The organism is Brevibacterium sp. K11IcPPYGO002, assembly GCF_050920635.1.
Taxonomy (GTDB): domain Bacteria; phylum Actinomycetota; class Actinomycetes; order Actinomycetales; family Brevibacteriaceae; genus Brevibacterium.
Window position 1 is genome coordinate 156,202 of record NZ_CP131929.1, and the last position, 13,575, is coordinate 169,776.

The following is a 13,575-nucleotide window of genomic DNA, read 5'->3' on the forward strand; positions in this document are numbered from 1 at the left end:
TCTTGCCAAATGGGATGGAATCCGTGGTGCTCGGGCCTCAGAGGTGGATCGTGACGTCGGCCTGCTTGCGCAGCTTCTTCGCGTACTTCTGAGTCGCCTCGGTGGACTTCTGGTTCTTCACCTGTTCCTTGAGCTGGGGGCGCATCTCGTCGATCGGAGGCATCTCCTGCTGGCCCTGGCCGCCCTGCGCAGCCATCTGCTCCTGCTGGGACTTCGCCTGTTCATAGGCTTGTCCGATCTCTTCGCCGGTGACCTCGAACTCCCCGTATTCGTCCTCGATGAGTCCTTCGATCTTCAGCTGGTTCTTCAGCTCCGAGCGGACCTTCTTCTCATCCATTCCCTGGTCCTTCATGGCCTTGAGGAAGTCCTTCTCGCTCATCTGCCCCGATTTCGCGGACTCCTTGAGCCCCTTGTCGATGTCCTTGTCCGTCACGTCGATCTTGCGCTTGTCGGCTTCCTGGACGAGCACTTCAGTGCTCACGAGGTTCTCAGCGGTCTGCTTCTTCAGGCCCTTCTCATCGACCGGCTGGCCGGACTGCTGGGCCTGCATCTGCATCTGCTGGTACTGGGTTTCGAAGAGGGGGACGAACTCGTCCTTCGTGATCTTCTTGCCGTTGACCTCGGCGACCACTTCGGGGATGTCCTTCGTGTTGGGTTTGCCCTGCTGGCCCTGTTGGTCTTGGGCGGAGTCGGCGCCGGGGGACTGTTCGGCTGCGGCCGAGGACTCCTTCGGCTTTGCTTCGTCATCCTGACTTCCGCAGGCGGCCAGCGCCACCACGGAGACGGACATGGCCAGGCCCAGCAGCCACCGGTTCGTTCGCACATTCACTCCTGCTCATCGGTTTCAGCCTGTCAGGTTAACAGGGGCGACTCCCCGAAGAATGTGTGGAGTATGTGCGTCACTTGGCAAGGGGTATTGCGGTAGGTGGATTCGGGTACACTGCGGCTACCGCAATTGCACGGAGGGTGGCCCGTGCCATCCGCAGCGAAGGGAGTCGGCCATGGAATCGACGTTTCGCGGGGTGTTCCTCACCTGCACCGACGCCGAGGCGACCGCCGCCTTCTATCGGGAGATCGCGGGGCTGCCGCTGACGACCGCAGGCGATGAGGAGTACGCGTACTTCGTCGTCGAAGCCGGGGGAGTGCAGCTGGCTCTGCATTCGGCCGAGGCCTTCGCCGACTATGCGTTCCCGCCGGTGGCCGAGTCGAATCTCACGCACCTGTACTTTCGGATCCCGGATCAGCCGGAGTTCCTGACGCGGATCAGACACGCGGGCACTCCGCTTGTGGCCGTCGACGATGTCGTCGTCACAGTCGAGGACCCCGATGGCCGGAAGGTCATGTTCGGCACCGCGTGAAGCGGGGCGTTAGCACAGCAGTTCGGGTCACGATGCGTCGTGGAGGCGGACTCCGTGCTCGCCGAATCGGCGACGAGTGCGATCTCTGCGATCCTGCGTGACGCCAGTGCCTTACGTTCGGAGAGTAGGAGTGCGGCCGTCGACAACGATCGAATTATCCGCAATGGTGAACGCACCAAGCGGCTCATGACGAGTGCGGAGAACGTGTCCTTGCGTGTGATGACACCATCGAGGTCGTAGACAACAAGCCCGGGCTGCTCCATGAGCAGCGACGGTACCAGCTTCTCGGCTCTGAGCTCGGCCGAGTTCGCCGCCGGTCAGGTGCTCGGCTCGTAGGCCGAGTAGGTGATGCCGCTCGGGAAGGCCTTCGAGTCGATGAGTTTGAGGCGGGGCGGTCTGGCCGAGTGCGCTCCATCGTGGAAGTATCCGCGTCCGCGACCCTGCCACACCGGGTAGGTGAACATCCGATACTCATCGACGAGACCCTCCGCGATGAGTTCGTGGGCCAGCGTGATGCTGCCGGTGACGATGACGTCACGTCCTGGTGCTTCCCGCAGATCGGCGACCGCGCGCATGGGGTCGGAGCTGATGATCTGCGTGTTCTGCCATCCCGGTTCGGTCAGCGTCGAGGACACGACGCGTTTGTCGACCTGATTGAGGTGGTCGGCAACCCCGGTGGTGTCGTCGGTGGCGTGAGGCCAATAGCCGCGGAAGTCCTCGAAGGTCTGCCGACCGAGCAGCAGCACGTCCTCGTTCGCGGACTGTCGCATGAGTTCGGCCGAGAGCTCCTCGTCCTGGGCTTGTGGGTCGAACCAGTCGTCGAGCATCTCGACACGACCGTCGAGAGTGATGTTCTGAGTGATGATGATGCGCACGGTCGGTCTCCTCGTTGAGTGACGTGGGTAGTCAACATTACTTGCCCGTGTCGACCGGCAACAAGGGTGCGAAGGCGGCACTCAGAAGGCGAGTGCGATGGAAGTATCGCGAGGTGAGCTGAATAGTCTCATTCGATGCTCTCGACGGTTGTTGACTGTCCTTCGAAACGCGAGAGCTCTTCATCGCTCGCTTTGAAGGTACCCAAATGCAGGGTGTCGTCGGAGTATCCGATCCCGTCGGTGTTGTAGTAGAAGCCGATGTTGCCCCAAGGGACGAAGAAGATGAGGTCGCCGTCCTCGGGATCCGAACCCGGGCTTCCCTCGTAGTCGAGTTCGCGGGGAAGATCGGCAATTTTCTCCCGCCCGTTGAACTCTTCCAGTTCCAGCGTCATCGGCAGCATAGCGACGAAGTCGCGCGTCGCAGGACTGTCCTGGCCGATCGTAACGTCGACCGAAGCGCTCCCGGCGGTGAACCGAACGACGGTACCCTCGACGGCCTGCACTGATGATCCGGCATCGCCGGTCTCTCCGGCGCTGTGACTCGTCGACGTCGACGGCGTAACTGGGGCCCCGCCTTCTTCGGGCCCGTCCGTGCAACCGGCAAGCAGCCCGGTCGCAATAAGTATCGAGATCGTCGAGAGAAGCGTTCTACGCGACGTATTGGATGTCCACTTCACGAGCGCGGTCATTGGGCGGTGTGGCCGGCGTCGACGGGCAGAGGTGCTCCGGTGACAAACGCGGTTCTGCCGGTGAAATCATAGGTCAGTTCAGTCATGGTGGTACTCCTTCGGTAATCTTGCGGTGCGCAGATTGTCCCGCGAGTCAGATGTACGGCAGTTCGACGCGGGTGCGCTTGGCGAAAGCCGCCAGCAGCCGGTCCTGGAACGATTCGTCGTCCACGGCCGGATGCGGCTGCTCGATCCGCTGGTGATGCCAGTAGCGCCCGGAGACAAGCGCGTCTGCCTCTTGAGAGGTCGCGAGCCAGGTCTGGGTGACATGAGCGAGGGCCAGGTCGTCGCTTGCAGATGGGCCGCCCATCTTCGTGGGCACCCAGCCCGGATCGACCGCGTGCGCGAGCACATCGGGCCAGCGCCGCGCAACGGCAGCCATGAACGCCGTGACAGCTAACTTGCTGTCGGAGTACGAGAAACCGGCACCGGTATCGCCGAGGTGGGAGAGATCGGTACGACCTCCGCGGTGCATGCTGCTAGGGAGGTAGATCAAACGGGCGGTGGGGATTCGCGCAGTGAGCACGTATGGGGCGAGTACATTGACCGGCACCAGTTTCGGGCCGGCAAGGACCCCTGCGTTGTGGATGACAGCGTCGAATCTGCCGATTCGGTGCACCTGCTCCGCGAGGCCGAGCACCTGGGCGTGGTCGGCGAGGTTGCCGACCACACCGGTCGCTCCACGGGAGATGAGATCGTCCGCGGTGGAAAGCCGCTGCCGGTTGCGAGCGTGAACGATGACGTGGTGTCCGTCCTCCAGCAGTGCCGCAGCGGTGGCTCGTCCGACGCCGTCGGTCGAGCCAGTTATCAGGACGCGAGCGATAGGTGTCTCCTCTCTGCCGTGGTCAGGCGAAGGCGCTGGCGTCGCCGACGAACGATCGGAACGCGCCTCGGTCGCGGTGCAGAGAGAAGATGCGCTCGGCCAGCGCATCAGGCTCGTGATCGGGTTCGCCGCCCCCGATGCCGCGAGGGATGATCAGCTGCGCGACGTGGATGCCCTCCGGGGCGAGGGCGTCGTGGAGCATCTGCCCGTAGGCTGATTCTCCGGCGAATGCGATCGAGGTGCCGGTCACGTTCCCGTTCGGGGCGACCGCGCTGGATCCATTGATGAACAGGACAGTGCCGCGGCCAAGCTCGCGCAGGCCCGGCAGGACGTGCTGCACGGCGGTGACCGGCCCGTACACGGACTGCTCGAGCGGACCGACGAGGTCCTCAGCTGTCGTGTCCAGCACCGGTTTCATGAATTCTTTCGCCGGGACCGGACTGTACTGGAGGACCTCGATCGGACCCAGGTCGGCGGCAGCCGAGTCGAGTGCGGCTCGCAGCGCCTGCGGGCCTCGGACGTTGGCCGCGTACCCCCGTGCCGTGATCCCCTCTTCGGACAGCTCGTCGGCGAGCCGATCGACGTTGTCCTGAGTTCGGGAGACAAGGGCGACGGAGAATCCCTCGCGACCGAATCGGCGGGCCGTGGCCCGTCCGAGTCCGGGTCCGGCTCCGATGATTGCGATTGTGGTCATGAGAGGGTCCTTCCGTCGACGGGTCTTCAGCCCGATGCTGTCCGCAGTTCAACGGTATGCAGTCGACATCTAGTTAGGGAGTCTCTCTCAGTACCCCCCCCTTGTCAGGGACTCCCTCACCCGTGGAAAAGGTGTTGATATGGATCGTGGCCCAACCGCATCCTGCGTTCCCTGGGTCTCAGCATCTGTCTTCGGTCCGAAAGATCCACACCCAGCTATGCCAGAAATATCAAGTCCGTCCGCAGCAGCCCGGCTGCCACTGCTGATCTACGTCCTCGCCGCAGGGGTGTTCCTCATGGGCACCACCGAGTTCATTGTCGCCGGCATCCTCCCTGAAATCGCCGTAAGCATCGGCGTTCCCGTCGCAGACACCGGACTGATGATCACCGTGTTCGCCATCGGGATGATTGTCGGTACCCCTCTGATGGCGATCGCGACGCTGAAGATGCAGCGTCGCCTTGCGCTCTCCGTCTCCCTGGTGGTTTTCGCGATCGGCCACGCCGTCGTCGCGCTGAGCGACGCCTTCCCGCTCATCCTCGGCATGCGGTTCGTCACTGCGCTGGCCACCGGCGCATTCTGGGCCGTCGCCGCCGTCGTCGCTGCTCAAACAGTCGGACCGCAGCAGAGCTCCCGCGCGCTCGGCATCGTGCTCGGCGGTGGAATGCTCGCTAACGTCGTCGGCGTTCCGCTCGGTGCATTCGCCGGCCAGGCCATCGGCTGGCGTGGACCTTTCTGGGCGTTGGCCGTCCTCGCGCTGATTGCCGTTGTGCCGATCCTCAAACAGGTGCCACTTGAGTCCGACCACGCTTCGGCACCGTCGGTGCGGCGGGAGATCGCCGGACTGGCCGACGTGCGGATCTGGCTCGTCCTAGGCAGCGCGGCTATTGTCTGCGGCTCCTCGCTAGCCGCCTACAGCTTCATCTCCCCGCTGCTCACCGTGAACACCGGCATGGTCGCCTCCGCAGTGCCGCTGGTGCTGCTCGCCTACGGGCTCGGCGCTCTGATCGGCTCCAACCTCGGCGGACGCCTCGGCACCCACCGACCCTACGGCGTACTGTTCACTGCTGCTGCGGCTACCTTTCTGGTGCTGGTGGGCCTGGCGCTGTTCTCCCACTCGCCGATCACGACAGTGGCGCTGATCTTCCTGCTCGGCCTGTTCGGCATGTCGACCAACCCGATCCTCATCGGCAAGGCCGTCGGCTATGCCGACCAGGCACCGACCCTGGCCTCGGCGCTGGCCACCTCATCGTTCAACGTCGGCACCGCCGTCGGGTCCTGGATCGCCGGGTTCGCCTTCGAATCTGCGCTCGGTGCGACCGGACCGGTCGCCGTGGGGGCAGTCATCGCAGCCCTCTACTTCCTGCCGCTCAGCATCCTGGTCGTCAAGGACCGCCGCACCGAGCAGGAAGTCGGCACAGTCGCGCGGTTGAGAACCGAGCCCGCGTCGGTGGACGGCTGAGGGACACAGCCGGAACATAGGGACGCCCAGGCCGTCTCAGCGGGGGTCTGGGCGTCGTCTTATTCTGCCAAGCTGCGTGGGCTCACCCGGCCGCGGCGAACGCAATCCGGGTTCCGTCGGGCAGCGCACGGAGCTGTTCGACCGGCAGATCTATGCGGCCGATCCGTACCAGCCCGGGCCAGCGGCCGGGACTGGCGTAGTAGAGGACCAATGATGATTCCGGTGCGTAGCAGCCGATCTCGCCCGGTTTCGGTTCGTCGGCGCGCGGCACTGCGGAAACGTCCAGGGGGTGCGGCAGCCGAGACAACGTCTCTTGGTCATGGAAGTCGTCGAAGTCCGTCTCCATTGGAAGCAGCTCGGCGATCTGGTCGGCGACCGGGTTGTCGTACAGCTCGCCGGAGACCTGGTCGTCGCCGATGTTCAGGGTGATCTTCATGGTTCCGGTGGCTCCTTGAAGCCGGAGCCGTGGTGGCGCACGTCGTGGGCACTCCAGAGCTGGTGGAAGTCCTCGCTGCGGGTGGAAAGCTCTCAGGTTGGCCGGGCATGTCATAAGCATCCTTGTAGAAAGCCCGGCCGAGTGCGTTGGCCGCGACCTCGGTGCGGCGCAGCTCGTGCACCCGTCGGTTCCTGCCCGCAGGCAGGCCGACATCCTTCGGGCTGACCTTCGCCCGTCGAGAGGTCAGGAATTCGCGCACTTCCGCCCTGTGGTCCATGTAGCCCACGACAGGCCGAGACAGCCCCGACGAGCGAGACCTCCGCAGTACCCCCTTGACGTCGAGCCCAGCCGCTGCCGGTCCGGGCAGAATTCCCGACGAAGCATTCTCGTTTCGCTACAGGGCCCTGCAATGAATGGGAAAATCTCACAAGGCGTAGATTGGAGACAGACGAGAACTCGTGGCACGCGGGTGACGGCGAGCAGAAGGAGCCCCATGACCACCCCAGATTTCCGCACCGAAGCTCAGGGCCACCTCGGCGATCTCATTTCCCTGCGACGGAAGCTGCACGCGAATCCCGAACTCGGGTTCGACCTCCCCTTGACGCAGCAGACGGTGCTCGATGAGCTCGCCGGACTGGGGCTCGAGATCACTACGGGCCGGTCGCTCACCTCGGTGGTGGGCGTCCTCAAGGGCGGCAAACCCGGGCCCGCGGTGCTGCTGCGCGGGGATATGGACGCGCTGCCGGTCGTCGAGGACACCGGCCTGGACTTCGCATCGACAAACGGGAACATGCATGCGTGCGGTCACGATCTGCACACGGCCGGCCTCGTCGGCGCCGCCCGCCTGCTCGCCGCTCACCGCGAGGAGATCCCCGGATCGATCATCTTCATGTTCCAGCCGGCTGAGGAGGTCGAGGGCGGGGCCGAGCCGATGATCGCCGAAGGCGTGCTCGAGGCCGCCGGAGTCCCGGTCGTCGCGGCCTACGGCATCCACGTCGAAGCCGACGTTCGAGGTCGCTTCACGACGAAGGGCGGACCGCTCATGGCCGGGTTCGCCGATCTCACCTTGACCATCCACGGGGCCGGCGGACACAGCAGCCAACCGCAGGCGACCCGCGACCCCGTGGCCGGCGCTCGCCGAGGTGGTGCTGGCCCTGAATACGATGACCGGCAGGTCATTCGACATCTTCGACCCCGTCGTCGTCTCGGTCACCCAGCTCGAAGCCGCGCAGGCCAGCAACGTCATCCCGGACTCGGCGAAGCTCACCGCCTCCATCCGGTTCCTCTCCGCCGAGTCTCTGGCACTGCTGCAGGAGCGGGTGACGGAGATCGGTGAGAACATCGCCCGGGCGCATCGCTGCACCGCCGAGGTCGACTTCCAGGTGGGATTCCCCGTGACCGTGAACAACCCGGACGAGTCGGCGATCGTGCTCGAGCGGTTGGGCTCGGTCTTCGGGGCCGAGCGGGTCGTCGAGATGGACAATCCCAGGATGGGGTCGGAGGACTTCTCCTTTGTGCTCCAGAAGGTTCCGGGCACATTCGTCTTCCTCGGTGCGACACCCGAAGGCATCGACCCGGACGCCGAGACGAACCATTCGCCCAGGGTGGTCTTCGATGACGGACTGCTCGGCGATCAGGCCGCGGCGCTCGCCCACCTGGCGTTTGCGCGGCTGGAAGATGAGGAGCGGGGCTGAAGGCCGGCTGTGGACGCAAAGATAGGTCGTAACCGGATACTGTCAGGGCCTCCTGAGTATCCGGTTACGACCTGTATTTCGGCTCGCACTATCCGATTGCGACCACTTTTCGCAGAATAGCCCGCGAAACGTGCCTCAGGCAGAGATGAGGCCGTGGGGGTCGAGGACGAACTTCTTCGCCACACCCGAGTCGAAGTCGGCGTAGCCCTGCGGGGCGTCCTCGAGGCGGATCGGTGTCGCATTGACGTTCTTCGCGATCGAGACCTTGTCGTGGAGGATCGCCTGCATCAGTCCTCGGTTGTACTTCATCACCGGGCACTGGCCGGTGACGAACACATGCGACTTCGCGAAGCCGAGGCCGAAGCGCATCGACAGCGACCCTTCCTTGGCCGCCTCGTCGGGAGCCCCCGGATCGCCGGTGACGTAGAGACCGGGGATGCCGAGGCTGCCTCCGGCCCGGGTGATGTCCATCAGCGAGTTGAGCACCGTCGCCGGTGCCTCATGGCCGGCGTCCTTGCCGTGTCCGCGAGCTTCGAAGCCGACGGCGTCGATGCCGCAGTCGACCTCGGGTTCGCCGAGGATCTGCGCGATCTGATCCTTCGGGTCGCCCTTCGAGACATCGACCGTCTCGCACCCGAATCCGCGGGCCTGAGCCAGGCGGTCCTCGTTGAGATCGCCGACGATGACACAGGCCGCACCGAGCAGCAGCGCCGAGGTGGCCGCTGCGATTCCGACGGGGCCCGCACCGGCGACGTAGACTGTCGAGCCCACACCGACACCGGCGCTGACGGCACCGTGGAAACCGGTGGGGAAGATGTCCGAGAGCATCGTGAGGTCGAGGATCTTCTCCATCGCCTGGTCCTTGTCCGGGAACTTCAGGACGTTCCAGTCGGCATAGGGCACGAGCACGTACTCGGCCTGCCCGCCGACCCAGCCGCCCATGTCGACATAGCCGTACGCCGAACCCGGGCGGTCCGGATTGACGTTGAGGCAGATGCCGGTCTTGCCTTCCTTGCAGTTGCGGCAGCGACCGCACGAGATGTTGAACGGCACCGACACGAGGTCGCCGACACGCACGAACTCGACGTCCCGGCCGACCTCGACGACCTCACCGGTGATCTCGTGGCCGAGCACGAGGCCCTCCGGGGCAGTCGTACGGCCCCGGACCATATGCTGGTCGGAGCCGCAGATGTTCGTCGCCACCGTCTTGAGGATGACGCCGTGATCGACCTTGCGGCCGATATTGGCGGGATTGACTCCAGGCCCGTCCTTGAGGACGAATTCCGGGTACTCGGTGTCGATGACCTCGACCTTCCCGGGACCTGCATAGCTGATTGCCTTATTGCTCATCGTCGAGCCTCCATGAATGCGCGTGCGGGGGAGTTGGATATGTGAGCGAGTCGAGAGGCTACGCTGACATATCAGTCTTTCATCAGACGTGACTGCAGTCTCGCCGCCCACGTCGGACTCTGTCAAGCCCCTGCGGGAAGAAATATCAAGCGCTATGCATTCGTCGCCGCAGCTCAGCGAAACACTCGTCAGGAGTCCTCGCGCAGGCGAGTCGAGAGGATGAGCTGCGACATCGTGCGCAGATGCTGCATCGACTCTCTCACCAGGGGAGACCTGCGGCTTCCGGCCCGCACTGCGGCGATGATCTTCCGGCTCAGGCGGCCGGTTCCCGTCAGTCGGACGCGGCGGACGTTGGCCTCCCCGGCGAGGCTGGCCAGCCTGGGCAGCAGGCTGACTCCGACCCCGGCTCCGACGAGCGCTGCCGAAGTCTCCCATTCGACGGACTCATGGGCCACGGTCGGCGTGACCCCGGCCGCGGTGAACGCGGCGACGAAGAGGGCGTGGTAGGGCGAGCCCGGTCCTGCGGTGATCCACTCCTCGCCGGCCAGCTCGCCCAAGGTCACCGATTCGCGGTCGGCGATCGGATGATCGGCGGGCACCATGACGTCGAGTGGGTCGTCGAGCAGGTCGATGCTTTCGAACCGATCATCCTCCTCGACCTGGACATTGCCCTGCATCGAGACGATGACGGCGAGGTCGATGCGCTCGGCGACGAGGAGCTCGAAACAGCGAGCCGGGCTCGCTTCGATGACGTGGACGCTGATCCCGGGGCGGGTCGTGCGCAGTTCGGCGGCCAATGGTGCCAGAAGGTTCGACGAAGCGGTCGAGAAGCCGCCGATGCCGAAATGCGTCGGAGCCTGGTCGCCGGCCCCGAGTGCACCGGCGCGGATGTCCTCCCACGCGGCGGTCAGTTCGTCGGAGCGGCGGACGAGATAGCGCCCCGTCGAGGTCAGTCGCAGTCCCCGGCCGTCCTTGACGAGAAGGGTCATACCCAAGGACTGCTGCAGGTCTCTGAGCTGGCCGGAGACCGCTGAAGGCGAGTAGCCGGTGAGCTCGGCGGTGGCACCGATGGTCCCGCAGGCGGCGAAGGTGCGCAGGGTCGTCAGACGCGGATCGATCATGAGCAACAGTATGCAGGTATTCCGCACAGTATGTAACGAAATCTCGCGCTTTTACCGGAGGTTATTGCTGATTATTCTTGCTCACGAGATCTCAGCCGCACGGCTCGGTCTCCACGGCCTCGGTCGAGGGGTTCGCCGCCTCATCGACCGGCCGTGAATGGCTGACATCAAGGGAGATGAGAATTGACCGCTACCAACCTGGCACCGACGAAGAAGGGCTTCCCTGCCGGCTTCACCGAGGAGAAACTCGACGAGACCCGTATCAGACTCGACACCCGTCGAGCCGGCTTCTCGCTCGAGGCGCCGTTCTACACCGACCCGAATCTGTTCAACCTCGACATGCAGGCCATCTTCGGCCAGCACTGGGTCTTCGCCTGCAGCGTCGCCGAGATCCCCGAGCCCGGTGACTACGTCACGCTCGACTACGGTCCGTACTCACTCATCGTTCTGCACAATGACGACGGCGGAGTCAACGTCCTCCACAATGTGTGCCGCCACCGCGGGGCACGAGTCCTCACTGACCCGCAGGGCACGACGGGCAACCTCGTCTGCGGCTACCACTCGTGGACCTACTCGCCCGAGGGCGACCTCATCCACGCCTCGGCGCCGGGCGAGATGACCTTCGACAAGTCCTGCTACGCGCTCAAGCGCGCGCACGGCAAGATCGCCGCCGGGCTCGTGTTCATCTGCCTGGCCGAGGAGCCGCCGACGGACTTCCACGAGACCGCGAAGATCTTCGAACCCTATATCGGCCCGCACGAGCTGGGGAAGACGAAGGTCGCGTACCAGCAGAACATCGTCGAAGAGGGCAACTGGAAACTCGTGATGGAGAACAACCGCGAGTGCTACCACTGCGACGGCCATCCGGAGCTCGCCTGCTCGCTGTTCCCGACCTGGGGCCTGACCGACGAGACGATCCCTCCCCATCTCGAGGATGTATGGGAGCGCAACCAGCAGGCGCAGGCCTCCCTCGAATACCGCTGCCGCCGCTACGGCCTGCCTTATGAGGTCGTCGAAGAGCTCGACACCCGCGTCGGTGGGATCCGCATCTCCCGCGAATCACTCGACGGGGCGGGGGAGTCCTTCTCCGCAGACGGGCGTCGGCTGTCGAAGAAGCTGCTCGGCGACCTGCCCGACTTCCGGCTCGGACGGTGTTCGATGCACCTGCAGCCGAACTCCTGGTTCCACCTCCTCGGCGATCATGTCATCACCTTCGGCGCGTACCCCATCAACGCACACCAGACGCTGGTGCGCACCACCTGGCTCGTTGCCGATGACGCCGTCGAAGGCGTCGACTACGACCTCGAGACGCTCACCCACACGTGGAAGCAGACGAACCTGCAGGACAAAGCCTTCGTCGAACTCTGCCAGCAGGGAGCGGCGAGCCCGTTCTACGAGCAGGGTCCGTACATGAAGAGCGAATACCAGGTCGAGGCCTTCATCAACTGGTACGTGACTCGGATGCGGGAGCACATCGGATGAGGTCCTCCGCTGCGCCGGCGACACCGCTCGCCCAGCGGGTTCGGGGCCTGGAGATGCCGTGGAACCGGGTGCTGTCGAGTACCGCGGGCCCGGCCGGGGCCGCCACCGCGCTCGGCCCCTGGCACCCGCAGGAGTTCACCGCCGAATGTGTGGAGACCATCCCCGAGGCGGGTGGCATGATGGTCTTCGTCTTCCGTCGCATGGACGGTGCGCCCCTGGCGTTCCGCTCCGGGCAGTACATCAACATCGACTTCCCCATCGACGGACCGAATGCCGAACCGGTATCCCGCAGCTATTCGATCTCGTCGGCTCCGACCGAACCGTGGACGTTCTCGATCACGATCAAATGCGACGAGAAGGGTCGGGTGTCTCCGTGGGCACACGAGAACATCCGACCCGGAACGACCCTGGACATGCTCGGCCCGGTCGGGGCCTTCCACTTGGCCGACTATGACCGGCGGGCTCGTTTCCTGCTGCTCGCGGCCGGGGCCGGGATCACCCCGCTGATGTCGATGATCCGGACCGTCCATGCCCTGCCCGGGCAGGCCGACGTCGTCCTCCTCTACCACGGTTCGGCCCCCGACTCCTTCGCTTTCTCCGAGGAGCTCGACTTCCTCGCCAAGGCAGACTTCAGGATCAAGGTCATCTACTGCCTCGGCGATCGCGAGTGCGGTGAGGAGTGGACGGGGCGGACGGGTCGGCTGTCGCAGGAGCTGCTCGAGGAACTCGTCCCCGATGCCAACGGCCGGCAGGTCTTCGCCTGCGGTCCGGAGGGCTACCTCAATTCCGCGACCGAGCTGCTGCGCAGCGTCGGCGTCGACGACACCTCGGTGTTCATGGAGTTCTTCTCCGGCGACCGCGAGATCCGTGCCGAATACGCCGAGGAAGTCGCCATCGCCGGTGAGATCGCCGAGGAGATCGCGGCGACGACAGAGGAGTACTTCGAGTCCCAGCCCGCCGCGTTGGATCTGTACGAACCCGAATACGACGCCGACGGTCCCATCGAGGCCGTCGGGGCGCCGACCGAAGCCGTCGACGCCGAGGCGGTCGTGCCCGTCGAGGACGAGGTCGAGATCGAGGTCGTCGGGGTCACCGACGAGAACCTCGCCGAGGCGGGTTCCGGGTCCGCGTCGAACGCTGGGTCTGCGGGTTCGGCGGGGAGCCGGACGGCCGCCTCGGCGACGGGATCGTCCGACGATGACGAAACGGAGGTCGTCGACCCCGCCGCACTGCCTACTGTGGGTGAGGGTGAGCACACGATGTCGTTCGTGCGCACCGGCCTCAACGTCTGCGTCGGGGAGGACGAAACGGTCCTCCAGGCCGCGCGGAAGGCGGGGGTGAAGATCCCCGCGAACTGCCAGGAGGGCATGTGCGGATCCTGCAAGATCGTCAAGCTCGACGGGGACGTCGAGATGAATCATCTGGGCGGAATCCGCGCCAGGGAGATCGACGCGGGCAAGTTCCTGCCGTGCTGCTCGACGGCGAAGACCGACCTCGTCATCGACGCCTGAACAGGGCCCTGACCACAACATTCGTTGAGTGAGTCGAAGGAGAC

General features: G+C 65.0%; 12 protein-coding genes and 3 pseudogenes. 5 read left to right on the forward strand and 10 right to left on the reverse strand.

Annotation, left to right across the window (positions count from 1 at the left end):
• Window positions 1–37 precede the first annotated feature (37 nt).
• Window positions 38–829, reverse strand: a complete 792-nt coding sequence (locus tag QYM46_RS00730) for a SurA N-terminal domain-containing protein (RefSeq protein WP_248279058.1) — start codon at window positions 827–829, stop codon at window positions 38–40.
• A 172-nt stretch (window positions 830–1,001) separates the two neighbouring features.
• On the opposite strand from QYM46_RS00730, the gene QYM46_RS00735 reads away from it, so the two are divergent.
• Complete coding sequence (locus tag QYM46_RS00735; RefSeq protein WP_432790318.1) at window positions 1,002–1,358, forward strand: VOC family protein; 357 nt, start codon at window positions 1,002–1,004, stop codon at window positions 1,356–1,358.
• 317 nt (window positions 1,359–1,675) lie between these two features.
• On the opposite strand, the gene QYM46_RS00740 is transcribed toward QYM46_RS00735, so the two are convergent.
• The 4 genes from QYM46_RS00740 to QYM46_RS00755 all read right to left on the reverse strand — a co-directional run bounded on the left by QYM46_RS00740 (window position 1,676) and on the right by QYM46_RS00755 (window position 4,478).
• Complete coding sequence (locus tag QYM46_RS00740) at window positions 1,676–2,233, reverse strand: dihydrofolate reductase family protein (protein ID WP_432790319.1); 558 nt, start codon at window positions 2,231–2,233, stop codon at window positions 1,676–1,678.
• 128 nt (window positions 2,234–2,361) lie between these two features.
• The gene (locus QYM46_RS00745; protein ID WP_432790320.1) at window positions 2,362–2,910 is read right to left on the reverse strand and encodes a cyclophilin-like fold protein; all 549 of its coding nucleotides are present in this window, start codon (window positions 2,908–2,910) and stop codon (window positions 2,362–2,364) included.
• A gap of 145 nt (window positions 2,911–3,055) precedes the next feature.
• Window positions 3,056–3,892, reverse strand: coding sequence for an SDR family NAD(P)-dependent oxidoreductase (locus QYM46_RS00750; protein WP_432790321.1), 837 nt, complete (start codon window positions 3,890–3,892; stop codon window positions 3,056–3,058).
• Complete coding sequence (locus QYM46_RS00755) at window positions 3,807–4,478, reverse strand: SDR family NAD(P)-dependent oxidoreductase (RefSeq protein WP_432790322.1); 672 nt, start codon at window positions 4,476–4,478, stop codon at window positions 3,807–3,809. Before QYM46_RS00755 ends, QYM46_RS00750 begins: the two co-directional genes overlap by 86 nt.
• A gap of 217 nt (window positions 4,479–4,695) precedes the next feature.
• Here QYM46_RS00755 and QYM46_RS00760 point away from each other — a divergent pair, with 217 nt between their 5' ends.
• Complete coding sequence (locus tag QYM46_RS00760) at window positions 4,696–5,937, forward strand: MFS transporter (protein WP_432790323.1); 1,242 nt, start codon at window positions 4,696–4,698, stop codon at window positions 5,935–5,937.
• An 82-nt stretch (window positions 5,938–6,019) separates the two neighbouring features.
• Here QYM46_RS00760 and QYM46_RS00765 read toward each other — a convergent pair whose 3' ends face one another.
• The 3 genes and pseudogenes from QYM46_RS00765 to QYM46_RS00775 all read right to left on the reverse strand — a co-directional run.
• Complete coding sequence (locus QYM46_RS00765; RefSeq protein ID WP_432790324.1) at window positions 6,020–6,373, reverse strand: cyclophilin-like fold protein; 354 nt, start codon at window positions 6,371–6,373, stop codon at window positions 6,020–6,022.
• Window positions 6,370–6,429 (reverse strand): annotated as a pseudogene (locus tag QYM46_RS00770) (hypothetical protein); the annotation flags it as partial. The pseudogene QYM46_RS00770 and the gene QYM46_RS00765, both read right to left, overlap by 4 nt.
• Before the next feature lie 86 nt (window positions 6,430–6,515).
• Window positions 6,516–6,650, reverse strand: a pseudogene (locus QYM46_RS00775) (transcriptional regulator); the annotation flags it as partial.
• A 216-nt stretch (window positions 6,651–6,866) separates the two neighbouring features.
• Here QYM46_RS00775 and QYM46_RS00780 point away from each other — a divergent pair.
• A pseudogene (locus QYM46_RS00780) lies at window positions 6,867–8,067 on the forward strand (M20 metallopeptidase family protein).
• A 135-nt stretch (window positions 8,068–8,202) separates the two neighbouring features.
• Here QYM46_RS00780 and fdhA read toward each other — a convergent pair.
• Window positions 8,203–9,417 carry a formaldehyde dehydrogenase, glutathione-independent gene (gene fdhA / locus QYM46_RS00785; protein ID WP_432790325.1) on the reverse strand — a complete coding sequence of 405 codons (1,215 nt, stop codon included), beginning with the start codon at window positions 9,415–9,417 and terminating at the stop codon, window positions 8,203–8,205.
• A 188-nt stretch (window positions 9,418–9,605) separates the two neighbouring features.
• Entirely contained in the window at window positions 9,606–10,538 is a 933-nt protein-coding gene (locus QYM46_RS00790; RefSeq protein ID WP_432790326.1) for a LysR family transcriptional regulator, read from the reverse strand.
• Window positions 10,539–10,799: 261 nt separating this feature from the next.
• Here QYM46_RS00790 and QYM46_RS00795 point away from each other — a divergent pair, with 261 nt between their 5' ends.
• Both QYM46_RS00795 and QYM46_RS00800 read left to right on the forward strand, forming a co-directional pair.
• Window positions 10,800–12,020 (forward strand): aromatic ring-hydroxylating oxygenase subunit alpha, encoded by a 1,221-nt coding sequence (locus QYM46_RS00795; RefSeq protein ID WP_248279238.1) that lies wholly within the window; start codon window positions 10,800–10,802, stop codon window positions 12,018–12,020.
• Window positions 12,017–13,531, forward strand: coding sequence for a 2Fe-2S iron-sulfur cluster-binding protein (locus QYM46_RS00800; RefSeq protein ID WP_432790327.1), 1,515 nt, complete (start codon window positions 12,017–12,019; stop codon window positions 13,529–13,531). Before QYM46_RS00795 ends, QYM46_RS00800 begins: the two co-directional genes overlap by 4 nt.
• Window positions 13,532–13,575: the final 44 nt, after the last annotated feature.

What these genes read in the sequence shown, in the direction of transcription:
- QYM46_RS00760 (WP_432790323.1), top strand. Translation starts at nt 4,696, where the DNA reads ATGCCAGAAATATCAAGTCCGTCCGCAGCAGCCCGGCTGCCACTGCTG.
- QYM46_RS00750 (WP_432790321.1), bottom strand. Translation starts at nt 3,892, where the DNA reads ATGCGCTGGCCGAGCGCATCTTCTCTCTGCACCGCGACCGAGGCGCGT.
- QYM46_RS00790 (WP_432790326.1), bottom strand. Translation starts at nt 10,538, where the DNA reads ATGATCGATCCGCGTCTGACGACCCTGCGCACCTTCGCCGCCTGCGGG.
- QYM46_RS00800 (WP_432790327.1), top strand. Translation starts at nt 12,017, where the DNA reads ATGAGGTCCTCCGCTGCGCCGGCGACACCGCTCGCCCAGCGGGTTCGG.
- QYM46_RS00735 (WP_432790318.1), top strand. Translation starts at nt 1,002, where the DNA reads ATGGAATCGACGTTTCGCGGGGTGTTCCTCACCTGCACCGACGCCGAG.
- fdhA (WP_432790325.1), bottom strand. Translation starts at nt 9,417, where the DNA reads ATGAGCAATAAGGCAATCAGCTATGCAGGTCCCGGGAAGGTCGAGGTC.
- QYM46_RS00765 (WP_432790324.1), bottom strand. Translation starts at nt 6,373, where the DNA reads ATGAAGATCACCCTGAACATCGGCGACGACCAGGTCTCCGGCGAGCTG.
- QYM46_RS00755 (WP_432790322.1), bottom strand. Translation starts at nt 4,478, where the DNA reads ATGACCACAATCGCAATCATCGGAGCCGGACCCGGACTCGGACGGGCC.